16 protein-coding genes and 1 pseudogene are annotated in these 22,414 nt (G+C 53.9%); 11 read left to right on the forward strand and 6 right to left on the reverse strand.

Features of this window, described 5'->3' with window-relative positions; translation table 11 throughout:
• The first annotated feature begins 1 nt into the window (after nucleotide 1).
• A complete protein-coding gene (locus tag GM415_RS15355) occupies nucleotides 2-604 on the forward strand; it encodes a DUF4118 domain-containing protein (protein WP_158949712.1) in 603 nt (200 codons plus the stop codon).
• Between the two features lie 88 nt (nucleotides 605-692).
• Here the strand turns inward: GM415_RS15355 and GM415_RS15360 are convergent, their stop codons facing one another.
• The 3 genes from GM415_RS15360 to GM415_RS15370 all read right to left on the reverse strand — a co-directional run bounded on the left by GM415_RS15360 (nucleotide 693) and on the right by GM415_RS15370 (nucleotide 2,809).
• On the reverse strand, nucleotides 693-1,247 hold the full coding sequence (locus tag GM415_RS15360; RefSeq protein ID WP_158949714.1) for a hypothetical protein: 555 nt from the start codon (nucleotides 1,245-1,247) through the stop codon (nucleotides 693-695).
• Between the two features lie 110 nt (nucleotides 1,248-1,357).
• Nucleotides 1,358-2,353: a sensor histidine kinase gene (locus GM415_RS15365; RefSeq protein ID WP_158949716.1), complete on the reverse strand. Its 996-nt coding sequence runs from the start codon at nucleotides 2,351-2,353 to the stop codon at nucleotides 1,358-1,360.
• Nucleotides 2,354-2,383: 30 nt separating this feature from the next.
• Nucleotides 2,384-2,809, reverse strand: a complete 426-nt coding sequence (locus GM415_RS15370; RefSeq protein WP_158949718.1) for a hypothetical protein — start codon at nucleotides 2,807-2,809, stop codon at nucleotides 2,384-2,386.
• Between the two features lie 423 nt (nucleotides 2,810-3,232).
• Between GM415_RS15370 and GM415_RS15375 the strand changes: the two genes are divergently transcribed.
• Entirely contained in the window at nucleotides 3,233-5,035 is a 1,803-nt protein-coding gene (locus tag GM415_RS15375; RefSeq protein ID WP_158949720.1) for a copper resistance system multicopper oxidase, read from the forward strand.
• 9 nt (nucleotides 5,036-5,044) lie between these two features.
• Nucleotides 5,045-5,758 carry a copper resistance protein B gene (locus GM415_RS15380; protein WP_199244304.1) on the forward strand — a complete coding sequence of 238 codons (714 nt, stop codon included), beginning with the start codon at nucleotides 5,045-5,047 and terminating at the stop codon, nucleotides 5,756-5,758.
• Between the two features lie 573 nt (nucleotides 5,759-6,331).
• Here GM415_RS15380 and GM415_RS15385 read toward each other — a convergent pair.
• The 3 genes from GM415_RS15385 to GM415_RS15395 form a co-directional block, all read right to left on the reverse strand.
• Entirely contained in the window at nucleotides 6,332-8,440 is a 2,109-nt protein-coding gene (locus tag GM415_RS15385; RefSeq protein WP_158949722.1) for a PP2C family protein-serine/threonine phosphatase, read from the reverse strand.
• Between the two features lie 164 nt (nucleotides 8,441-8,604).
• Complete coding sequence (locus GM415_RS15390) at nucleotides 8,605-9,963, reverse strand: sigma-54-dependent transcriptional regulator (RefSeq protein WP_158949724.1); 1,359 nt, start codon at nucleotides 9,961-9,963, stop codon at nucleotides 8,605-8,607.
• A 12-nt stretch (nucleotides 9,964-9,975) separates the two neighbouring features.
• A complete protein-coding gene (locus GM415_RS15395; RefSeq protein WP_158949726.1) occupies nucleotides 9,976-11,694 on the reverse strand; it encodes an ATP-binding protein in 1,719 nt (572 codons plus the stop codon).
• Nucleotides 11,695-11,983: 289 nt separating this feature from the next.
• Between GM415_RS15395 and GM415_RS15400 the strand changes: the two genes are divergently transcribed.
• The 8 genes and pseudogenes from GM415_RS15400 (at nucleotide 11,984) to GM415_RS15435 (ending at nucleotide 22,406) form a co-directional block, all read left to right on the forward strand.
• A complete protein-coding gene (locus GM415_RS15400) occupies nucleotides 11,984-12,406 on the forward strand; it encodes a Spy/CpxP family protein refolding chaperone (protein WP_158949728.1) in 423 nt (140 codons plus the stop codon).
• 68 nt (nucleotides 12,407-12,474) lie between these two features.
• Nucleotides 12,475-12,726, forward strand: a complete 252-nt coding sequence (locus GM415_RS15405) for an SHOCT domain-containing protein (protein ID WP_158949730.1) — start codon at nucleotides 12,475-12,477, stop codon at nucleotides 12,724-12,726.
• Nucleotides 12,727-12,869: 143 nt separating this feature from the next.
• A complete protein-coding gene (locus tag GM415_RS15410; RefSeq protein ID WP_158949732.1) occupies nucleotides 12,870-14,231 on the forward strand; it encodes a TolC family protein in 1,362 nt (453 codons plus the stop codon).
• Nucleotides 14,232-14,233: 2 nt separating this feature from the next.
• On the forward strand, nucleotides 14,234-14,503 hold the full coding sequence (locus tag GM415_RS15415; protein ID WP_242012272.1) for a YHS domain-containing protein: 270 nt from the start codon (nucleotides 14,234-14,236) through the stop codon (nucleotides 14,501-14,503).
• Between the two features lie 11 nt (nucleotides 14,504-14,514).
• Complete coding sequence (locus tag GM415_RS15420) at nucleotides 14,515-16,644, forward strand: efflux RND transporter periplasmic adaptor subunit (RefSeq protein WP_158949734.1); 2,130 nt, start codon at nucleotides 14,515-14,517, stop codon at nucleotides 16,642-16,644.
• Between the two features lie 12 nt (nucleotides 16,645-16,656).
• Nucleotides 16,657-20,583, forward strand: a complete 3,927-nt coding sequence (locus GM415_RS15425; protein WP_158949736.1) for an efflux RND transporter permease subunit — start codon at nucleotides 16,657-16,659, stop codon at nucleotides 20,581-20,583.
• Nucleotides 20,584-20,611: 28 nt separating this feature from the next.
• On the forward strand, nucleotides 20,612-21,061 hold the full coding sequence (locus GM415_RS15430) for a hypothetical protein (protein ID WP_158949738.1): 450 nt from the start codon (nucleotides 20,612-20,614) through the stop codon (nucleotides 21,059-21,061).
• Between the two features lie 130 nt (nucleotides 21,062-21,191).
• A pseudogene (locus GM415_RS15435) lies at nucleotides 21,192-22,406 on the forward strand (ISL3 family transposase).
• Nucleotides 22,407-22,414: the final 8 nt, after the last annotated feature.

Consider the following 22,414-nt stretch of genomic DNA (forward strand, 5'->3'; position numbering starts at 1 on the left):
CATGCAAGAAAAGGAGGCATCAGTGGTAAACCCAAAGACCATTGTGACCGCCGTATTAGTGCTTGCCATCTCGGCGTCCCACTATGTCACGGCCATGACCGACCTGCGACCACATGTGGTTCTCAGGGAACTCTACTATCTGCCTATTATCCTGTCTGGCCTGTGGTTCGGAATGAAAGGAGGGCTAGGTGTTTCTGGACTGATCGTACTACTTTACGCACCAATGATTATACTCAACTGGTCTGATTTGGCCGCAGTTGATTTAGAGCGCATCCTGGAATGTGGATTGTTCATAACGGTGGGCCTACTGACGGGCCTATTGCGAGACCGGGAACAAGCCAAAGAAAGCCAGCGGGCAGAACAGGTCGCCGCCTTGGCAGGCACTGTGGCTCATGAAATCAACTCTCCGCTTTTCGCAGCCTTGTCCGCTGCCCAGATGCTGGAAGAAGATTTGGAAGACCAAAGCAAAGAGGATGTTGGACTCATCATCCGTAACTTAATGGACATCAAGGAACAAGTGCGCAAAATATCCGGCATCAAGGACGTGATCCTGCAGGATTACGCCGGAAACACACAGGTCGCCACCTTGGGTGGAGAGGAATAGAGGCTGGATTAAAAAGGCCATTCAACTGTAAGCTAACTGGAACAGTTTGGGTGGCGGCAAGCAGACTCGCCGCCACCCGAAATACGGGCTACTTCTTCATCTTTTCCTTGTCCATCTGAGGGCCTCCCTTTGGCATCATTTCCATACCGCCGTTCATCATGCCCATGCCGCCTTTCATCATGCCCATGCCGTTCTTTCCTTCCTTCTGCATCATCATGCCGTCACGCATCATATCCATGCCACCCTTCATCATACCCATGCCGCCTTTCATCATGCCTTGCATCATGGGGTTGTCGCCGCCCATCATGCCCATCTTCTTCTGCATCATGCCCATCCCCTCATCGGCGGACTTAAGGCCTTCTTCCACATCCTTGATGCCGTCCTGGCCCTTTTCCATCATCATCATGCCTTTTTGCATCATGCCCATGCCCTTTTGCATCATCCCCATGCCTTCACTCATCATCATGCCTTTTCCGGCCTTATCCATGTCACCCTTGGCAAACGCAGGAGCCGAAGCGAGTGCAAAAACAGCAATAATTGCGATTGTAAAAATGGACCGCATCTTCATTGAGTTAACCTCCGATTTGTTGATACCGCACCCTTCTCTCTGTCCGAACATCGGGCAGCAAGCGGATAGCGTCAAGATTAGCACATACTTCATAGAGAGGATAGGGGGGGCATAAAACTCCTGACGCCTTTCGTGCCTCACACAATCATTACTTCAATAATTCCTGACTATTATCTCGCTATTATTTAAACACAACGAGGAACGATAATAGAGAATGAGGAGCCAGCACCATGTTTACTCTTCGCCGTTATATCTCCACCCACATCGCGCATAGTTCTTTTGCAGGCAGCAAGGCTGAGGCCACTTCCCCCTTCCTTGGTGCTATAGAATGGAGAGAACAACTTGCAGACGTTTTCCTCACTAATTCCAACGCCCTGATCATCAATCCGAAGCTCACAATGATCGCCGTGTCGACACGTCGATACAACAACATTGTCACCGGGCTTGGATGCGTCCATTGCATTATCCAGCAGCTTCGCAAGCACCCAGGCGATAGCGGTAGAATCGACTTTTGACGGACAACCGCTTTCATCTTCCTTGACTTCCAGAGTTATATTCATGTCCCTGAACATCGGCTTATACTTTTGCACGATCTCGCCAACCGCATCGTTAAGATCAACGGTAGTAATTTGCAGAGTATCCTTGGCGGCATACCGGGTCATGGATTTTACCATATTATCCATGACGTCCAATTCCCCATTAAAATCCTGATTGAACCGAGGTAAACTCAAGCCTCCACCTCGCTCGAACAGAGTTCGTAACGCATGAAGATTATCCTTGATCTCCCAACTGAGGACCCCGACGGTCTTGCCTAACGTGCTCAAGCGCTCTGCTGCGATGAGTTCCTGATTTTTACGCCTCTGCCGGTCGGACAGCCAACCGAGCAGACCGGCCACAAAAAGGAAAATTGCAACTTGCGAAACCATCACCGGCAGAGGCATGGAATGCGCACTATCTGTCTCCATCCCTGTCAGAAAGAGGATCGAGACAAGAATAGAAGTCCAAAGTCCAGGCTTCAGACCAAACCAATACGCCGCCAGCAGGATTGGAATGAAAAACAATTCACGATGCAAACCATGATAGCTGAACGGACCATGAATCCCACTGAAATGCAGAACAGATGCTGCCGCGATCGTCAGGACCAATATATATTTCTTCATGCTTATCTTTCTAGAGCTCATGACAATCTCCTGAAATGACAATAATCTTGCTTACTGGTTAACAGACCGCACGGCCCCAGTGTTCTTTTGCACGATCAGCTTGTCGACGAGAGAACCGTCGTGTGTGACCACATCAACCATGTAATCATTTTCACGGTCTACGACCTCTCCGATAGTAAGATTCGGATTTCGGGCGATCTGACTCTTAACGATGGATTCGGCCTGCCCAGCTGTTGAAACAGCTTGATTCTGACCGTAGTTGCCACCAGAGGAATTCCATCCTTGATTCCCTGTCATCCCGGAGCCACTGGAACCACTCATACTACCACCGCTTCCCATCATGCCGCCAAAGGAACCGCCTTGCCCGTTCCCCTGCATACCTCCCCCCATCATGGCGAAAGAAGATGGCACGGAAACAGCCGCAGCAACGACAATAATACCCATAGCGAAAAGAATGTTTTTCATAATATTCTGCATACAAACTCCAATGTTTGCCGATCCCTTCGGCGTTGACAATGTAGATAGGCAAGGCAAACCGCGTGCCAAACGCTTTTCATTTAAATATATTTAATAAAAACAGATTGATACAAGAATGCATACAAAGTTTAAAAGGCTACGCACTTCTCTTTACGGGCTCCAAGCTGTTTAAAAACTGTACGCGCCTAGCCAGAGTGACTATTTTTTAGACAGCCCAATGGATACCCCATCATATGTTTCAAAAACTGAATGGGTATTATCTGCAGCATTGGCCCATGCATAAACACGTCACTTCTGGCCAAAAGAGAGACGAGGATTCTTCCAAAATTTCAGGCGGTCTGTCGACAAACAGCTAAGAACAGCATACAATATAGGATCAAAAAAAGACCAATTTGACGTATATAGGCCACACTGAGGAAGACAATGTTGAAACAATTCTTTTCACGCCGTCAGTTTGTTAGAGGGCTTGCTGTTGGGGGGACGCTGCTCGGCATGGGGATATCACCGGCCGCGCTGCTGGCCTCGACAAGTTCCACTGCCCATGCCCCGGTTCTCAAGGGCAAAAACTTTAATCTGACCATTGCTCCGCAACCAGTTAATTTCACTGGTGCCCAACGGACTGCCACTGCCATCAACGGCTCGGTTCCGGGACCGACACTTCGCTGGAAAGAAGGAGATACCGTCACGCTCAACGTAACAAACAACCTTGCGGAAACCAGTTCCATCCATTGGCACGGCATCATCCTGCCGGAACGAATGGACGGAGTCCCAGGGATCAGCTTCGACGGAATCGCACCGGGAACCACCCACCGCTATCGGTTTACGGTAAACCAGAGCGGCACATATTGGTATCACAGCCATTCGGGATTTCAGGAACAGACTGGCATGTATGGAGCGATCGTCATCGATCCCATAGATCCCGAACCGTACAGCTTCGATCGAGACTTTGTACTCGTTCTCTCTGACTGGTCGGACGAGGACCCGACCTCCATTTATTCCAAACTAAAAAAGCTGAGCCACTATTACAACTTCAACGAGCGCACCATCTGGGACCTGACCAGGGAAATAGAGGAAAAGGGGCTCCTCCGCACATGGAATGACCGTGCCATGTGGAACCAGATGCGTATGTCCGACCGTGACCTGTCGGACGTGACGGGCTATACTTATACTTTTCTCATAAATGGCCAGACACCGGCCGACGGTTGGACAGGGCTCTTTAAGCGCGGTGAAAAAGTTCGCCTACGCATCATCAACGGCTCCGCCATGACCTTTTTCGACCTCCGGATACCCGGCCTAAAGATGACCGTGGTAGCGGCGGACGGCCAAGACATCGTCCCTGTCTCTGTTGATGAATTCCGTATCGGCGTGGCTGAAACATACGACGTCATCGTCGAGCCCAAAGATGACAGCGCGTATTGCATCTTTGCACAGGCCATAGATCGCTCAGGCTATGCGCGGGGCACCCTGACGCCGGATGTATCCATGAAAGCGGAAGTCCCTGAGATGGATCCACTTCCTATCTTGGGCCATCAGGACATGGGCATGGCGATGAATATGGAAGGAATGGACCACGGGGGCGGCATGGACACGGCTTCCCACGATAGCATGAACATGACCGGAGCCCCGGCAATGGACCATTCCCAGCATCAAATGGCCAAACCGATGCAGGACATGGCAATGCTCGGGCGAGCCGGGTTCGGCAGCCAAGCGCCCATCAACCATGCCCCCACGGAATACGGCCCCCATGTCGATATGCGAGCCGACAACCCGTTGGCCAGGCTTGACGATCCAGGTGTCGGCCTGCGCGACAATGGCCGCAGGGTGTTGACCTATTCCGATCTCCGAAACCTCTACCATACGCCGGACATGAGAGAGCCTGAACGAGAGATACAACTCCACCTGACAGGCAGCATGTCCCGTTACATGTGGTCAATCAACGGTGTGAAGTATGCGGATGCGGAACCGATCCATTTCAAATATGGCGAACGGCTGCGTATAACGTTCGTCAATGACACCATGATGAACCACCCGATGCACCTGCATGGCATGTGGTCAGATCTTGAAACGGGCGATCCGCACACCATCCCCAGGAAGCATACTGTAATAGTCCAACCCGGCTCAAAGCTGAGCTGCCTTGTCACTGCCGATGCAATGGGGAGTTGGGCCTTCCATTGTCATCTGTTGTACCACATGCTCGGCATGTTCAGAAAAGTCGTCGTCAGATAGGAGGTCGCCATGAAACGATACCTGATTCTCACTCTGCTCCTTCTGCTCATGCCTATACTCTCGAATGCCGAAGAGATGCAGGACGACCCTATTCTGTTCAGCCTGACGGTGGACAAACTGGAAATGAAAGCGACTGAGGGCAGCAACCCTATTGAGTGGGATGCCGAAGCGTGGGTTGGCAGGGATCTGAACAAACTATTCTTCAAGACAGAGGGAGAATACCGCGAAGAGAAAATTGAAAACGCCGAAATCCAGGCTTTATACAGCCGGGCCATAACGTCGAACTGGGATTTTCAAATCGGCGGCAGAAAGGACTCCTACCAAGAACCGGGGAAACCGGATCGCAATTGGCTCGCGTTTGGGTTTTACGGAGTCGCACCTTATGGCTTCGACGTGGACGCCGCATTTTTCCTTGGCGAAGATGGAAGAACCTCGCTTCGTTTCAAAACCGAATATGAAATTCTGCTGACTCAAAAGCTCGTATTGACACCGGAACTGGAAATGAATTTCTTCGGCAAAGACGATTCAGCGACCCAGACGGGATCAGGTCTCTCCGAAACCGCGATGGGAATCAGGCTTCGTTACGAAATCATAAGGGAATTCGCCCCCTACATCGGCCTCGATTGGACAAGGCTCTGGGGTAAATCAGCAGACTACGCCAAGGAGGAGGGAGGGGACTATGACAATATCCGATTTGTAACAGGGATCAGATTCTGGTTCTAGGTACTCGGAAACCAGCCATGACCAAGCCATCCCGGTGACCTTGGAAGTAATGGGATGGCCCAGTCCCATTACTTCTAATATCAGGATATACCTCTACGTGTTTTTTCTTAGTCAAGACCATAAAGATTTCTCGGAATATCAAATCGTATAGCTAGTAATTCCAGCCTTGGTTCCCTCACATGCCAGAATCATTGGCGTGACTCATATGACCACCATACGAACCGTCATGTCTCTGCCCAATATGTCCAAACCCTGCGGGGGCGCAGGCGGCCAAGATTGTTAAGGTTGCCAAAACAAAAACCAAGCACGTGATCAAAAAAACTTTTTTATACCAGTAAGCATACAAACTCCAATGTTTGCCGACTCCTTCGGCGTTGAATATACGCAGAGGTATGGCAAGCTGCGTGTCAAGAGCGCCCTCTATCACTATATGTACTGTAAAAACAGACTGATACAGAGATAAAAAGGAGAACAAACCTTAAGTTCGCTCTCCCTCAAAGGCACTTGATTGCCAAAACAAATGTACACCACAAGCCAAGGTGACTAATTTATAATCAACAGAAAATCGAACGCCTATAAGACCTTCATGATCGTTATAGTTATGTCATCCAGCTTCTGTGCGTCCCCCCGGAATTCGTCCAATGCATACATCAAGGTCTGAATTATCTCATTTGCAGAATGGTCAGAATGATCACGAAGTATATCTCTCAACCTCTGCTTGCCGAACATCTCCCCACTCGAGGAATGCGTTTCCCATATTCCGTCAGTACCCACGGCTATAATGGTCCCGGAGTTCAAATGCTCAATTTCGCATAACTCAAAATGCACCTCGTCAATTACCCCCAAAGGCATCCCCTCCCCCGCAAGCTCCACAAACGAGTCCTTGGCCGGATCATAGAGCAAGGCGGGATCATGTCCAGCCCGAACCCACCGTAACGCCTTGTCTTCGGTCAACTCCATAAGGAACAGCGTCATAAACCGCCCCGATAAGTCCATATCCTCAAACATCAATGCATTGACCGATTCGACAATACGGTCCAACCGCGCGTCACTTCCAGCCTGACAATGCAGGTACGCTCTGGCCGAAGACATCATGAGCGCAGCCGGTACGCCATGCCCACTGACATCCCCGACTGCGACCACAAGCCCTTCTCCGTCAGCTGTCACTCTTGGGATGAAGCCATAATAATCGCCGCCGGTTTCGTCACAGTATTCACTGATCGCTGAGATGTCCGCACCAGGAAACACCGGGGCCGACAACGGCAGAAGGCTCTGCTGCACTTGCTGCGCCACTTCCAGTGAACTTTTCAACGCCACCCGTTCCTGGAGTTCCGGCACCATCCCGTTGAATGCCTGGCCGAGTTGTCCTATTTCATCCGTACTGCGCACTTCGACCCGTGTCGAAAAATTACCCTTGGCGACCTTTCGAAACGCGCTGGCAAGCGCAGCAATATTCCGAGTAAAAAGCCTAGACAGAAGCAGAGCCAGAACAAGTACTGTGACGCACACGCTCAAGGCGAAAATGACCATTTTCGCATTGTGTCTACCGACTTGAGACAGAACATATTCTTTAGAAGACAAGGCATCCTTGATCACATCCTCTCTGGGGACGATCAACATGAGCGCAGTTCCGTCAGCATCTACCGGTGCAAAACTCCACAGAGCTTCCCTGCCATCATAAGGCATGGCGACAGTCATTGGCTCCTGCTTGCGCAAGGAGTCCACAGCGTTATCGTATTGTTCCTGATCGTCAGAAATGAGTCTTGCCGTCTCTTCAGGGAGAGTCCAGTGACGCCCCATGACTTCGGAGGCTTGTTCCTGAGCTATTACCCTGATTCTATCGGCATGATCGGTGGAAAAGTCAGCCTTGACAAGGAACGATTTTGTCTCATGCGAAAAGATTCTTGTCTGGTGCTCCCCTCCCAAAAGCGAGTCCACCGGAATCACGAAGGACACTTCACCTTCCACATTACCATGGATATCACGCACAGGAGCAGAAATACGAAAAGCCGATCGTCCAGTCCGGGAATCAATCCTTGGAGAGGCCCATTGCAAAGATTGGCTTAAAGTGGCGTCAATATCTTCCATAACAAAACGCCGCATCCCCATTCCCATCCGCATCGGCATCATGGCCCGAGAGTCTTTCGACACACCGGGATATGCTATCGTGACGCCGTCGGGAAGCCTGACCTCAATCCAAAGGATAAGCCCTGGGGACTCAAGCTTTACCTGCTCAAGCAACGGCAACAGTTTGTCATTAACATCGGACTCTGCGTCGACAGGGACAACGGTTAGCTTTTGAAAATCAACTCCCAAACTCTCTGTACGGCCCATGCGTTGAAAGTAATACTGCTCAGCCATTCTTCGGATTTGTTCTCCAGAAGGGGACAATATGCCCGATACTCCAACATGAGAATGCCCATAGAGAACCCCTTCGATTTTGGATGCCAAAAAGAGCGCAGCCGATTCAAGCAATTGTCTTTCCCGCCCAAGAACCTGAGCTCGATCCTTCACGATACGCGTCAAGCCGGTACTGGCCTTGTGAATAAGGACATTTTCACTCCGCGTTGCCAAGTCATCCCCGAGACGAGTGAGATCATTACGAACAACAGCTCCGACGCATAGCAACGGCACCAATGAAATAAAAAGCAAAAGAATCAGCAGTTTGTATCGAATACTCATGTTCATCTCCCTGGCAAGGTCTGCCGCTCGTTTTATTCTCCGGCCACGCTGATATGCGGCTTATCCGTGAGTCGGAGAATGGAATTGCAACAACAGGTCCATCGCTCCATTTTTCCCAATAGCGAACAAGGAATCCTTCTTCGACGACACACACCACAATGACATTACAGCCCGTATTTCTTTAACTTATTGTTTAGAGTCGTCCTTGTGATGTCGAGTATTTTGGCCGCTTCGCTTTTGTTCCAGCCGGTCTGCTCAAGTGTTGCCAAAATGGCTATTTTTTGGACATCTTCCAAAGGCTGGCCTCCAAGTTGCCCTTTATCGGATTCGGTCTGATCGGCCTGCTCGTAATCCTTGGTCAGACTGGCAGGGAGTTCCTTTTCTGTAACATACTCGCCCATACACAGGATGATGGCGCGTTCAATCATGTTTTCCAGCTCGCGGACATTGCCAGGCCAAGAATGACGGATAAGCATATCCATAGCCAGAGGACTAAATCCCTTAACAGTTTTCCTATTCTTTTCGGCGAAGCGCTCAAGGAAAAAATTGGCCAACAGGGGGACATCATCCTGCCGTTCACGGAGAGCTGGCAATCTCAGCACCATGACATGCAACCTATAGTATAGGTCTTCGCGAAAACGGCCCGCTTCCACCTCGGCCTTGAGATCCTTATTGGTGGCGGCGAGGATGCGGACATCCACAAACTGCACAGTATCGCTACCCACCCGTTGAATTTCACGTTCCTGCACGGCACGGAGCAATTTAGCCTGCATGGGCATGGATATTTCCCCGATTTCGTCAAGGAAGATCGTTCCCTTGTTCGCCTGCATGAACCTGCCATCGCGGCGCTTGTCCGCTCCGGTAAACGCTCCTTTTTCGTGACCGAACAGTTCCGACTCCAGAAGCGTCTCTGAAAGTGCGGCGCAGTTGATCGTCACGAGTTGCTTCTTTTTTCGGGCGCTGGTTGCGTGAATCGCCCGGGCAATCAGTTCCTTGCCTGTCCCGGATTCTCCGGTAATCAGAACCGTGGCTTCCGTGGGCGCTACTACCTTGACCATATCAATGACGTCCCGCATGGCAGAGCTGGTCCCGATGATGCCGGTGAGAGATTGTCCGGCGGAGACGGTTTCCTTGAGGTGGCGGTTCTCTTCGGACAATCGCTTATGGTCGAGGGCACGCTCCAGAGTTATCTTGAGTTCGTCAAAATTGAGGGGCTTCGTCAGGTAATCATAGGCTCCGAGCTTCATAGCTTCGACCGCCACGTCAACGGATGAATACGCCGTCATTATGAGTACGGGAATGGCCGGGTTGAACGCCTTGATCTCTTCCAGCGCTTCAATGCCACTGACTTTTGCCATGCGAACATCCATGAGCACCGTGTCATACGGATTCTCCTTGACAGCCGCGACCGCCTCGCCTCCATCCATCGCGGACGCTGTTTCATATCCCCAACCGCCAAGGATGGTTTCGAGCATCGACAGGTGCCCTTTGTCGTCGTCGACAATGAGTATATTGGTCTTCATGATTGCAAGCCTTTATGTGGATTGAGGTAATGAGATGGTGAAAGTCGTCCCGTTGCCGACGGAACTTGCAAAATCGACGTATCCGCCGTGCCCTTCAACTATCTTACGGACAACGGCGAGGCCGAGTCCCGTCCCCTGGCTTTTGGTCGTAAAATAGGGATCAAATACAGTAGCCATGTTTTCTTCGGCGATACCGTGTCCTGTGTCCTCAACCTGGATGATCAGGTCCGTATCGGATTTCAGGACTCTCAAGGTCAACCGACCTCCGGCATCCATGGCCTGAATGGCGTTTATTCCCATGTTCAACAGTGCCTGAATCATGCGGTCGGCATCCAGCTTTACGGGTGGGAGATCAGACTGTACGTCGATTACGACTTCGATCCCGAGGTCCGTCGCATCCTGCTGGAATAGACGAGAGACTGTGTCCATGACAAAGGCCATGTCCACTTCCTTCGGGCTGATCTCAGAAGGACGAGAAAAATCGAGCAGTTCGGATATAACGCGGTTTAGTCGTTCTGTTTCGGCAATCATGACCATTGCGGCTTTCCGATTGTCACTGTCTTCGTCAAACAGTCCGGCGAAGTAGGTCGCGTAGCCCTTGATACTGCTGAGTGGGTTGCGAACTTCATGCGCGATACCTGCTGCGAGATTGCCGATGGCGGCCATCTTCTCCCGCTGCTTCATTTCCGCCTGGAGTCTGTGGATTTCTGTCAGGTCACTCAGAATAAATATTGCACCAAGCGACAAACCTTCATCGGAAACAACCTGTGCGACACCGATATTGCCTGGGAAGCACTTGTCGCCTGAACTGACTTGCAACTCCTTGGTAATAGGCCCTTTCATCCCGGATGACTCCGATGCCAGTTCTACGATTGCAGCGGGAAGCACATCGTTCACATTCTGATGCAAAGCTATTTCAGCCTCAACGCCAAGCAATGATGCCGCATCACCATTGATATGGGTAACGATATCATCCGGACCGGTCACAACGAGGCCGATGGGGAGATGTGCGACGATCTCTGAAGCGAAGATTTGCGAATCCTTCAACTGCTGACGTGACCTCCGATATGCCTGAACCCAGAAGAGTGAAATCATGCAGCCAAGGCCCACGAGCAAAAGAACACCCGAAGTCATGATCATTACCCTGACGTCGGTTTGGCGCGCCTCGATAAAGGGCTCGGTATCAAGACCAATAAAGATCAGCGGCCTGTCTACGGTTTTGCCGGCAGTCTCGGCTCCGTTCATCCCCCAACGAGTGTTTTCGGCCCTCTCTTGGGCTCCCATCATGTGGTGCCCCATCATTTGGTGCATCATTCTGGAGCCACCGGTTCCGAGAGAAACGAACTCTTTATAGACGACGAAAGAATCGGCTTGATCTCCGTCCTCCATGATCATCCACCGGGCCTGTTGGCCTGGGGACATGGCCCTTATTTGGTCAGAGCCAAGATATGTGCTGCCTATCTTTGCTTCGTCATTGTGGGCGATCACCCGCCCTTCGCGGTCCGTCAAGAGAATGAATCGTATGTCCGGCAGTTCAGCGGTCGCGTCAATCAGTGCTTGGAGCCTGTCCTGTGCACCATAGCTTCCCATCATGCCCGCACGCGCCCCAGCTTCGAAAGATCTAATCAGTGCCTCGCCTTTTTCGCCGAGCACCTTCTCCATATCGCGAACTTCACGATTGTAGTTGAACACGGCAAGAGCACCAACCACCAAAGTCATGATGACGGCCATGCCCAGAACCATCCAGACAGGCGCAGAACTTCCCAATAGTCTTCTATTCAATGACATACGACTCCCGCAGGACAAAAACGATCATTTTTTAGACACTCGCCATCCTTATCTGATCAAAAATTAACCACACATCGGAAGTTTGGCAAGTGACCATATCCCTCACCTGCGCCCTTAAAACAATAAAAGCAACATGATTTCAATACATTAATACAAGAAAGAAGAACTTTGGCACGCCCCTTGCCTTATGAGCAGTACGAACACGTTACAAACCTTATCGGAGGAATTTATCATGAAGAAGACTTTTATGACACTGGCACTGGTTGCGGCTATCGCTCTCGTTTCCGTAAACGCCATGGCCTGGGGCATGCATGGATACCAGGGCAACGGGTACGGCATGCACCAAACCACCCAGGTCGACACCAAGGCGTATCAGGAATTTCTGGATTCCACTGCCGACCTGCGAGCGGCAATCAGTGCTGACCGGGCTGAGGTTGCAGCCCTCATGGCCGGACAGAACCCGGATGCCAAGCAGGTTCGCACCCTGACCGAACGGATCAATAAGAACATCGCCACTCTCGACGAAAAGGCCGAAGCGCTTGGCCTGCCCGAACACGGCTTCATGGAACGCGGCATGATGCACGGAGGCATGATGCACGGCGGCATGATGGGCTTCAATGGACACGGAAACGGTTACAACTGTCCGGCTTGGTAACCACACGGACACGATGAATTCAGCGGGAGGGAGCTTTCCCTCCCGCTACAACTTTTCAGGAAGGCACCATGTTCAACTGTAATTGGGGATTCATGAACAGTTTCGGCCACGGCTTCGGCATGGGCGGCTTCGGATTCATCTTCAATCTGCTCTTCATCGGACTCCTTGCTTATTTGGTCTACAAGATCATTAAGCGAGTTTCCCGCTCCGATGGGCGACAGGACCGGAATGATTCTTTGGAAATCCTGAAGCGCAAGTATGCAAACGGAGAAATCAATTCGGAAGAATTCAACAGAATGCGTGAAATCCTTAAGGCATAAATCAAGCCTGTACCACCCCATGAGAGACATAGTGTTGCGCTGCCCAATTATCGTTTCCCATTATACTACTCCTCATCATCAATTTGGGGTATGCTGTTAGTATCTTAGAAGCCCTGAGTGACAACCCCCATTTCGGAGCCAGAATGAAATTCACAACACCAAGAGTCTTCACGATTCTGATCACGCTTACCTTGTTGTGCGTCCCTGTTGTACACGCCGGCGATTCCGAACAGGCCGTCAAGCAAAACGGTGCTCCCAGCAGCTACCTCGGCGACCGAGAGGAGTTGAGCGACCTGCGCGTCTTCCTCAAGCTCGCGGCCGAGAACAACAATGAACTGCGGGCCTCTTTCCAGAAGTGGCAGGCCGCGGTCAAGAAGGCTGTAGGAGCTGATACGCTCCCCGATCCGAAATTCTCTTTCGGCTACTACACCACGCCTCTGGAAACGCGCGGTGGCCCGGCCCGCTACAGGTATGGTCTTTCCCAGACTCTGCCGTTCTTCGGCAAGCTCGGCTACAAGGAACAGATGGCTTTGCGTGAAGCGGACGGCTTCAAGGCGAAGTTCGACAGTCTGAAGCTGACGACCTTTTTCGAGGTCAAGAAGATCTACTACGAATACTCGTATCTTGCGCGGGCGATTGAGATAACGAAGGAAAACATCGAGTTGATGAAGTACCTCGAAAAGATCGCCACCGCCCGTTACACCACAGGCTCCGCCAAGCATTCAGACATCATCCGCCCACAGGTCGAGCTCGGCAAGCTCGAAGATCGGCTCAATTCTCTCAACGACCTGCAGCGCCCTCTTGCAGCAAGCCTCAACGCCTTTCTGGATCGCCCTGCCGATACGGCAATTCCGTTCCCCGATTCCATACCGGTCATGTCCTTCACCGAACCCGAGGACACCCTGTTTGACGACATCCGCGCCAATCCGAATCTGACCTATTGGGAAACCGTGGTCGCCAAGGAAGAAGCAGGCAAGAACCTCGCCGAAAGCAACTACTTCCCCGACTTCACCTTCGGCGTCGACGTCACCGAAGTCGATGACGCCCGCAACCCCGGCGTCATGGGCGACGGGCAGAATCCGATCATGACGTCCATGTCCTTCAACATCCCCATCTGGCTCAACGCCCGTGAAGCAGCCGTCGATGAAAGTCAGGCCAAGATTCTCGCCGCCAAGCGGAGCAGGGCGGGGCTTGAACGCAAGCTGACCGCGGGCCTCGAACTCGCCCTCTACAAGTACCGTGACGCTGGCCGCAAGATCGGCCTCTATCGCGACACCCTCGTGCCCAAGGCTGAGCAATCCCTCGGTGTGACCATGGAAGCCTTCATGACCGGTCGGGGCACCTCTCTTGACCTCATTGATGCAGAACAGACCCTGTTGGAACTCCAGCTCGCCTACTATCGCGCTCTGACGGATCAGGCGCAGCGACTGGCTGAAATCGAAACCATTGTGGGCCGCGAACTCCCTTGTCAGTTCCACGGTTCGCTTCTCAAGAAAACGCAATAATTATGTTGAATAAAGCACTCGCGACCATGCTGGTCTTTTTTGCCCTGGGCACGGCTCCTCTCGGGAATCATGCCTCCGCGCAATCGACCGAACAGAAACTCTGCCCCGTGATGGGGTTTGACATAACCCGGGAACTTTTCACGGACTACAAGGGAAAGCGCATCTATTTCTGCTGCCCGGACTGTCCTCCCAAGTTCAAGAAAAGCCCGGAAAAATACATGAAAAAGCTGCTTGACAATGGCGTCGTCCCGGAAGACGCACCGCAGGCATAGCCGAGGAAGACATGAGTACATTCAGAAATTCGAAGATCGCCGTGATCGTCATCGTTGTCAGCATTGCTGCCTTTGCTGCCGGCTACATAGCCAAGGGCACCGACGTCCCGCCGCCGACAGCGCCTCACGCCGAGGAAGTCGGTGAGCATGACCTCGAAGAACATTTCGACGAGAACGGCAATATTACGTGGACCTGCTCCATGCACCCGCAGATTCAGCTCCCTGAGCCGGGAAAGTGCCCCATCTGCTTCATGGAGCTGATTCCCCTCGAACGCAAGGACGAGGGCGAGCAGTCCAGTATCCGGGAAATCACGCTGACGGACGAGGCGCGCAAGCTCGCGGGCATCTCGACCGAGACGGTCAAGCGGCTGGATGTGGCCGTGGAAACTCGCATGGTCGGCAAGGTCGACTACGATGAGACGCGGGTCCGGAACATCACCGCATGGACCGGCGGCCGCGTGGACAAGATGTACGTCGATTATACAGGCGACACCGTCAGGCAGGGACAGCCCATGGTTTCCGTCTACAGCCCCGAATTGCTCACCGCGCAGGCAGAACTGATTCAGGCCGTGAAGGCCATGGGCGACCTCAAGGACAGCAAGCTTGATCTGGTCAGAAGGAGCGCTGTGCGCACCGAAGAGGCTGCTCGTGAGAAGCTCCGTCTGCTCGGGTTGACCAAGGCCCAGATCGACAAGGTTATTCGCGACGGCAAGGCTGCCGACCATATCACGTTGTATTCTCCCCAGAGCGGCGTCGTCATCAAGAAGGACGTCAACGAAGGGCAGTATGTGAAGACCGGCGCTTCCATCTATTCCATCGCCGATCTTTCGACGCTCTGGGTCATCCTCGAAGCATACGAATCCGATCTTCCCTGGGTTGATCTCGGCCAGCAGGTTCAGTTCCAGACCGAGGCGTATCCGGGCAAGACGTTCAAGGGCAAGGTTGTGTACATCGACCCGCTCGTCAACGAAAAGACTCGTACCGTGCGTGTCCGTCTGGCCGTGCCCAACAAGGACGGCAGCCTGAAGCCCGGCATGCTCGTCCGCGCCACACAGCACAAGGAAGGCGGTTCCAAGACCGCCGGGGAATCTCCGCTGGTCATCCCGGCTTCCGCCCCGCTGATCACCGGCAAGCGCGCCGTGGTCTACGTCGCCAACCCCGACAAGCCCGACTCGTATGAGGGCCGTGAAGTAGTGCTCGGAGCAAAGGCGGGTAATTATTACATCGTAAGGAGTGGTCTTGAGGATGGCGAACAGGTCGTCACCAAGGGCAATTTCAAGATCGACAGCGCGGTCCAGATCGTGGCCAAGCCGAGCATGATGAATCCAGCCTCAGGCGACGCCGCCATCAAGAAAGAACTTCCGGCGTTGTTCGTGTCCAAGCTCAAGATCCTTGCCGATACGTTCGCCTCGCTGAAGGAAACGGTCGCATCAGGCGATCTGAGCCGCACCCACCTCGCGTTCGGCGAGTTCAACAAGGAATTGCGTCTCATCGACGGTTCCGCGCTGGAAGGCAAGGCCGCCTTGCGCTGGAAGGAACAGTCCATGCTGCTCGGCAACGACGCCATCCTTGGGGCCGAAGCGCCTGATACCGAGCGTCTGAACGAGATATTCACGGAAATGCAGGAGCATTACTCCGTCCTCAGAAGCGCATTCAGTCTGGAGGCGTCCGACGCGGCGCACGAGGCTCCTAAAGTCTTCCGTCAGCAACTCGGTCTGGTTTATGCCGCATACGAGCCCATGGCTCAGGCGCTGGCCACCGATGATGCCGAAGGCGCCCGCAAAGCTGCGGCCAAGGTCTCCGGCGCACTGCGCCTGATCGACGAAACCGTACTCGACGGCCCGTCCCACAACGTCTGGACCGGCGCCCTTTCCAAGATGAATGACGGATTGGCCGCCATCCGCGACGCCAGCGACATCGTCGGCATCCGTACGGGATTCGGCCCGCTTTCCGCCGGTCTCGGCGAAGCCATCGCCAAGCTCGGCGTCGACACCGACGGTCCGTTGTTCGAGATATTCTGCCCCATGGCCTTCGACTACGAGGGAGCCACATGGCTCCAGCGCACAGAGGAAGTACACAACCCGTACTTCGGCACGGCCATGTCAACCTGCGGCGAAATCAACCAGCAGCTCAAGCGGTAACCGGTGGGCGATATGGACAACCAACCGCGCATAGAAGCAAAGACTCTGACGGACAAGGTCATCCGGTTCTGTCTGGAGCAGAAGCTGATCGTCTTCCTGCTCGTGGCTCTCATTATGGGTTGGGGCATGGTGGTCGCACCCTTTGACTGGAGCACGGGAAGCCTCCCGCGCGATCCGGTTCCCGTGGACGCCATCCCGGACATCGGTGAAAATCAGCAGATCGTCTTCACCCAGTGGATGGGCCGTTCCCCGCAGGACATGGAAGATCAGGTCACGTATCCGCTCACCGTTTCACTGCTCGGCATTCCCGGCGTCAAGACGGTCCGCAGCTACTCCATGTTCGGCTTCTCGACCATCTACGTCATCTTCGACGAGAAAGTGGAGTTCTACTGGTCCCGTTCTCGGCTGCTCGAAAAGCTGAACAGCCTTCCTCCCGGCACCTTGCCGCAGGGCGTCCAACCGACGCTCGGCCCGGATGCCACAGCTCTCGGTCAGGTCTTCTGGTACACCCTCGAAGGGCGTGACGAGAACGGCAACCCCACGGGAGGCTGGGATCTCGACGAACTCCGCAGCATACAGGACTGGTACGTCCGTTACGCGCTCCTCGGGGCGGACGGCGTCAGCGAAACGGCTTCAGTTGGCGGTTTTGTCAAGGAATACCAGATCGACGTCGATCCCGACGCCATGCGGACCGCTGGTGTCACATTGCAGGACGTGTTCTCCGCCGTGAAGCAGTCCAACCTCGACGTCGGCGCTCGCACCATTGAAATCAACAGCGTTGAATACCTCATTCGCGGCATCGGTTTCGTCAAGAAACTGGCCGACATCGAAGAAGCGGTCATAAAGGTCAGCAACAACGTGCCCATCAGAGTCAAGGACGTGGCGCAGGTCACGCTCGGCCCGGCATTGCGGCGCGGTGTGCTCGACAAGGGCGGCGCAGAGGCCGTGGGTGGCGTTGTCGTCGTCCGTTACGGCGAGAACCCGCTCCAGGTCATCAAGAACGTCAAGAAGAAGATCGCCGAGATCTCGCCGGGCCTGCCCAGCAAGACGCTGGCCGACGGTACCGTCTCAAAAGTCACCATCGTCCCGTTCTATGACCGTTCCGGCCTGATCAACGAAACCCTCGGCACGCTGAACACGGCCCTGACAGAGGAAGTGCTCATTACCATCATCGTCGTGCTCATAGCGGTCATGCACCTGCGTAGTTCGCTGCTCATCTCGTCGCTGCTGCCCATGGCGGTCATGATGTGCTTCATCGGCATGAAGACCTTCAAGGTGGACGCCAATATCGTCGCGTTGTCAGGTATCGCCATCGCCATCGGCACCATGGTCGATATGGGAATCATCATCTGCGAGAACATCCTCAAGAAGTTTGAGCACGCCTCGTTGGAAGAGAGCCGGATGAAGGTGATCTTTGACGGCGCCTCGGAAGTGGGCAGCGCCATCATGACCGCAGTGGCCACAACCATCGTCAGCTTCCTGCCCGTCTTCGCCATGGAGGGACCGGAGGGCAAGCTGTTCAAGCCGCTGGCCTATACCAAGAGTTTTGCGCTCATTGCCTCCATCATCGTTGCGCTGACCGTGCTCCCTGCCATCGCGCATCTCATCTATCGCCGCAAGACCCCAAGCACCAGGAAGGGGCTGCCGAATCATCTGGTGGATATTCTCTATATCGCAGCCGGAGTGGCAGTCTCCGTGTTCGTGAAGTGGTGGCTCGGCATCTTCCTTGTGGCCCTCGGCCTGCACCGCATGTTCGGTCATTTCCTGCCGCCGCGCGTGGAAGCTCTGTTCGGCAAGGTGGAGAACTGGGGCGTCATCGCGATGGTGACGATCTTCCTGTCCACACATTGGCTGCCCCTCGGCCCGGAAAAGGGTGATTTCAAGAACGCCATCTTCGTCGTCGTGCTCATCGGCGGCCTGATGCTCTTCTTTCAACTTTTCCAGCACTGGTACACCACCATGCTGCGCTGGGTACTCGACCACAAGGCCACGTTCATGTGCCTGCCTGCCGCAGTCATCCTCTTCGGCGGACTGGCCTGGTTCGGCGGCGGGGCCATGACGTCCTGGCTGCCCGATGCCATCCGCGCCTCCGGCCCGGTGGGTGCGCTGATGAAAACCTTCCCCGGACTGGGCAAGGAGTTCATGCCGCCGCTTGACGAGGGCTCGTTCCTCTACATGCCGACGACCATGCCCCATGCTTCCATCGGCGAGGTACAGGACGTCCTGTCCAAACAGGACATGTCCATGCTGAATATCCCCGAGGTGGACAGCGCGGTCGGCAAGCTCGGCCGGGCGGAAACGCCTCTTGATCCGGCTCCGGTCTCCATGATCGAGACGGTCATCAACTACAAACCCGAATATCTGACAGACGAGTCCGGCGAACGGTTGCGCTACAAGTTCGACGAATCCCAGAAGGACTACATCCGTTCCGCCGAAGGCAAGCCGCTTCCGGCCGAAGACGGACTGCCTTACCTCGTGCAGGGGTACTACCCCCGTGACAAGGAAGGTCGCCTCATCCCCGACCCGGACGGCAAGCCGTTCCGCCAGTGGCGCACGCGGCTCGATCCGGCCCTGAATCCCGGACGGGAGGAATGGGCAGGCGTCCGCACCCCCGACGACATCTGGGATGAGATCGCCCATGCCGCAGAGATTCCCGGCACGACTTCGGCGCCGAAACTTCAGCCAATCGCAGCGCGTATCGTCATGCTGCAGTCCGGCATGCGCGCTCCCATGGGTATCAAGGTCAAGGGCCCGACCCTAGAATCCATCGAGACATTCGGCCTTCAGCTGGAACACCTGCTCAAGGAGGTTCCGTCCATTCAGCCCGCCGCCGTCGTGGCCGACCGCATCGTGGGCAAGCCGTATCTGGAAATCGTCATCGACCGCGAGGCCATCGCCCGATATGGTATCAAGCTGCAGAAGGTGCAGGACGTCATCGAGGTGGCAGTGGGCGGCAAGATGCTCTCGACGACCATTGAAGGCCGCGAGCGCTACCCCATGCGGGTGCGCTACATGCGCGAATTGCGTGACAGCATGGAGTCTCTTGAGAATATCCTCGTCGCCGCCCCTTCCGGTGAGCAGATTCCGCTCAAGCAGCTGGCCGAGATGCGCTACGTGCGCGGCCCACAGGTCATCAAGAGTGAAGACACATTCCTCATCGGCTACGTTCTCTTCGACAAGAAGCCCGGATATGCCGAGGTCGATGTCGTAGATCATGCACGCACTCTCATAGACAGCAAGATCGCCACGGGCGAGCTGAAGGTGCCGAGCGGCGTGTCCTATGAATTCGCAGGCAACTATCAGAACCAGATTCGGGCCCAGAAGAAGCTCGCCGTCATCCTGCCGCTGGCGCTCATGGTCATCGTGGTCATCCTCTATCTCCAGTTCAAGTCCATGGCCACGACGCTCATGGTCTTTTCGGGGATCATTGTCGCATGGTCGGGAGGATTCATGATGATCTGGCTCTATGGGCAGGACTGGTTCCTCAACTTCAGCGTCTTCGGCTCAAGTATGCGCGACCTGTTCCAGGTCCATCCCATCAACCTGAGCGTCGCCATCTGGGTCGGCTTCCTCGCCCTGTTTGGCATTGCGTCTGATGACGGCGTCATCATGGCGACCTATCTGGATGAGAGTCGCGGAAGCATGGACATGCATGACGTTCCGTCCATCCGGGCCGCCATTCTCGAAGGTGCGCAACGCCGTATTCGTCCCGCATTGATGACGTCGGCGACCACCATTCTCGCTCTGATTCCGGTCCTGACATCAACGGGACGCGGCGCGGACATCATGGTTCCCATGGCCATCCCGTCCTTCGGCGGCATGACTATCGCCATCCTGACCGTCTTCGTCGTCCCGACGCTTTACTGCCTCGTGGAAGAAATCAAGTTCAAGAAGAACAATCGGACCATGCCGGATGAACCGGTGCAGTCCATTGAATAAACGTACAAAACCATTGAAGGAGAACCGTATGAAAAAATTGACCACTCTTACCATGGCCCTGGCCTTGACTCTGCTCGTTTCCGGCTTTGCATTTGCCATGCAGGGAATGGATCATTCCGCAATGAAAGCTGGCGACATGTCCATGCAGGACAGCATGAAAGTCATCAACGACAACATCGCCATGATGAAAGCCGACGTTGAGACCATGAAGGACGCCGGTCAGCGCAAGGCTGCCATGGGCGCCATGAACAAGCACATGACCAACATGCACCACGGCATGGCAGGCGTCGAGGCTCACGCCAAGGCGAATCATGACACAATGATGGAAGATTCCATGAAGCAGCTCAACAAGGACATGATGGTCACCATGAAAGGCATGGGCATGATGAAGAAGGATGCCGACAAGGGTATCTCCATGATGGAAGAAGGCATCGCCAAGATGGAAAAGGCCATGCATTCCGTGAAAGGTATGAAATAAAACTCTGAATGCAAGGGCCAAGAGACCTACTTCTTCCGGTTCATCCGGCTCAAGCGTACTTTTGACAAAATGAAAGGACATGGCGTCCAACCGATGAAAGCATCACCAACCATCGGAAGGAGTAACCGCCATGTCCACGAGTTTCATCTACCACGCGTTCGGCCTGCGAGGCTACGACTACATTCGACAGGATTTTATTGCAGGCAATGTTATCCTGAAGGTTCAACCCAAGGATGAGCTTATCCGCTGTCCTTGCTGTCGCTCCAGAGACATCATCAGGCGAGGTTTCTCCGAGCGGTGGGTGCAGACCGTTCCCATCGGTTTCAAGCCGGTCTGGCTCGTTATCCCCGTACAGCGAATAGGATGCCGTAATTGCGGCGTAGTTCGATTGATTGACGTGCAGGTCGCAGAGCCAAAGCGATGGTACACCAAAGCGTTTGAGCGTTATGCTCTCGCTCTGGCGAAAAAGATGACAATACAGGATGTTGCCGATCTGCTGGGCGTCGGTTGGGATACGATTAAATCGATTTTCAAACGTTACCTGTCTCGTCGTTTCTCGAAGCCCAAATTGGGAAAACGCAAGTATATCGCCATAGATGAAATCAGTGTCAGAAAAGGCCAGAAGTATCTGACGCTGGTCATGGACCTTGAAAGCGGCGCGGTCGTCTTTGTCGGAGAGGGCAGGAGCCGTGAAACACTCATTCCGTTCTGGGCGCGTCTCAAGAAGACAAGAGCCAAGATTGCGGCCGTGGCAACGGATATGAACGCCGGATACATCAGCGCCGCCATGGAAAACCTGCCGGACGCGGCTATCGTGTTCGACCGCTTCCATGTGGTCAAACTGATGAACGAGAAGATCACGCAGATACGGCGGCAACTCTTTCGAGAACTCTCATCGCCGCTTGAGAAGAAAGCGCTCAAAGGCATGCGATGGATTCTTCTGAAGAACCCTGAAAACTTGGATGAAAGCCGTGATTAAAAGCAACGTCTGGATGAGGCCTTGCGGCTGAACAAGCCGTTGGCAACGGCCTATTATCTGAAAGAGGATTTGCGGCAACTCTGGTCTCAGCCGGACAAGGAAACAGCGGAAAAAGTCATCAGCGACTGGGTCGCCAGGGCCTAGGCTTCGGAAATCCGACCCTTGCAGGTCATGGCGAGGACGCTTGCTTCGCATCGTTTCGGCATCCTCGCCTACTACGATCACCCCATCTCCTCAGGTCCAATCGAGGGCACGAACAACAAGATCAAGACGCTAAAACGGCAGGCCTACGGCTATCGAGATACGGAATTCTTCAAGCTCAGGATCATGGGCATTCATGAAACGAAGTACGCTTTATTCGGATGAACCTTTTT

The organism is Pseudodesulfovibrio cashew, from assembly GCF_009762795.1.
GTDB classification, from domain to species: domain Bacteria; phylum Desulfobacterota; class Desulfovibrionia; order Desulfovibrionales; family Desulfovibrionaceae; genus Pseudodesulfovibrio; species Pseudodesulfovibrio cashew.

Coding starts and splice junctions, on each gene's coding strand:
- GM415_RS15390 (WP_158949724.1), bottom strand. CDS start 9,963: ATGAAGACCAATATACTCATTGTCGACGACGACAAAGGGCACCTGTCG.
- GM415_RS15425 (WP_158949736.1), top strand. CDS start 16,657: ATGGACAACCAACCGCGCATAGAAGCAAAGACTCTGACGGACAAGGTC.
- GM415_RS15395 (WP_158949726.1), bottom strand. CDS start 11,694: ATGGCCGTCATCATGACTTTGGTGGTTGGTGCTCTTGCCGTGTTCAAC.
- GM415_RS15365 (WP_158949716.1), bottom strand. CDS start 2,353: ATGAGCTCTAGAAAGATAAGCATGAAGAAATATATATTGGTCCTGACG.
- GM415_RS15370 (WP_158949718.1), bottom strand. CDS start 2,809: ATGCAGAATATTATGAAAAACATTCTTTTCGCTATGGGTATTATTGTC.
- GM415_RS15405 (WP_158949730.1), top strand. CDS start 12,475: ATGTTCAACTGTAATTGGGGATTCATGAACAGTTTCGGCCACGGCTTC.
- GM415_RS15410 (WP_158949732.1), top strand. CDS start 12,870: ATGAAATTCACAACACCAAGAGTCTTCACGATTCTGATCACGCTTACC.
- GM415_RS15380 (WP_199244304.1), top strand. CDS start 5,045: ATGAAACGATACCTGATTCTCACTCTGCTCCTTCTGCTCATGCCTATA.
- GM415_RS15375 (WP_158949720.1), top strand. CDS start 3,233: ATGTTGAAACAATTCTTTTCACGCCGTCAGTTTGTTAGAGGGCTTGCT.
- GM415_RS15385 (WP_158949722.1), bottom strand. CDS start 8,440: ATGAGTATTCGATACAAACTGCTGATTCTTTTGCTTTTTATTTCATTG.
- GM415_RS15355 (WP_158949712.1), top strand. CDS start 2: ATGCAAGAAAAGGAGGCATCAGTGGTAAACCCAAAGACCATTGTGACC.
- GM415_RS15400 (WP_158949728.1), top strand. CDS start 11,984: ATGAAGAAGACTTTTATGACACTGGCACTGGTTGCGGCTATCGCTCTC.
- GM415_RS15420 (WP_158949734.1), top strand. CDS start 14,515: ATGAGTACATTCAGAAATTCGAAGATCGCCGTGATCGTCATCGTTGTC.
- GM415_RS15415 (WP_242012272.1), top strand. CDS start 14,234: ATGTTGAATAAAGCACTCGCGACCATGCTGGTCTTTTTTGCCCTGGGC.
- GM415_RS15430 (WP_158949738.1), top strand. CDS start 20,612: ATGAAAAAATTGACCACTCTTACCATGGCCCTGGCCTTGACTCTGCTC.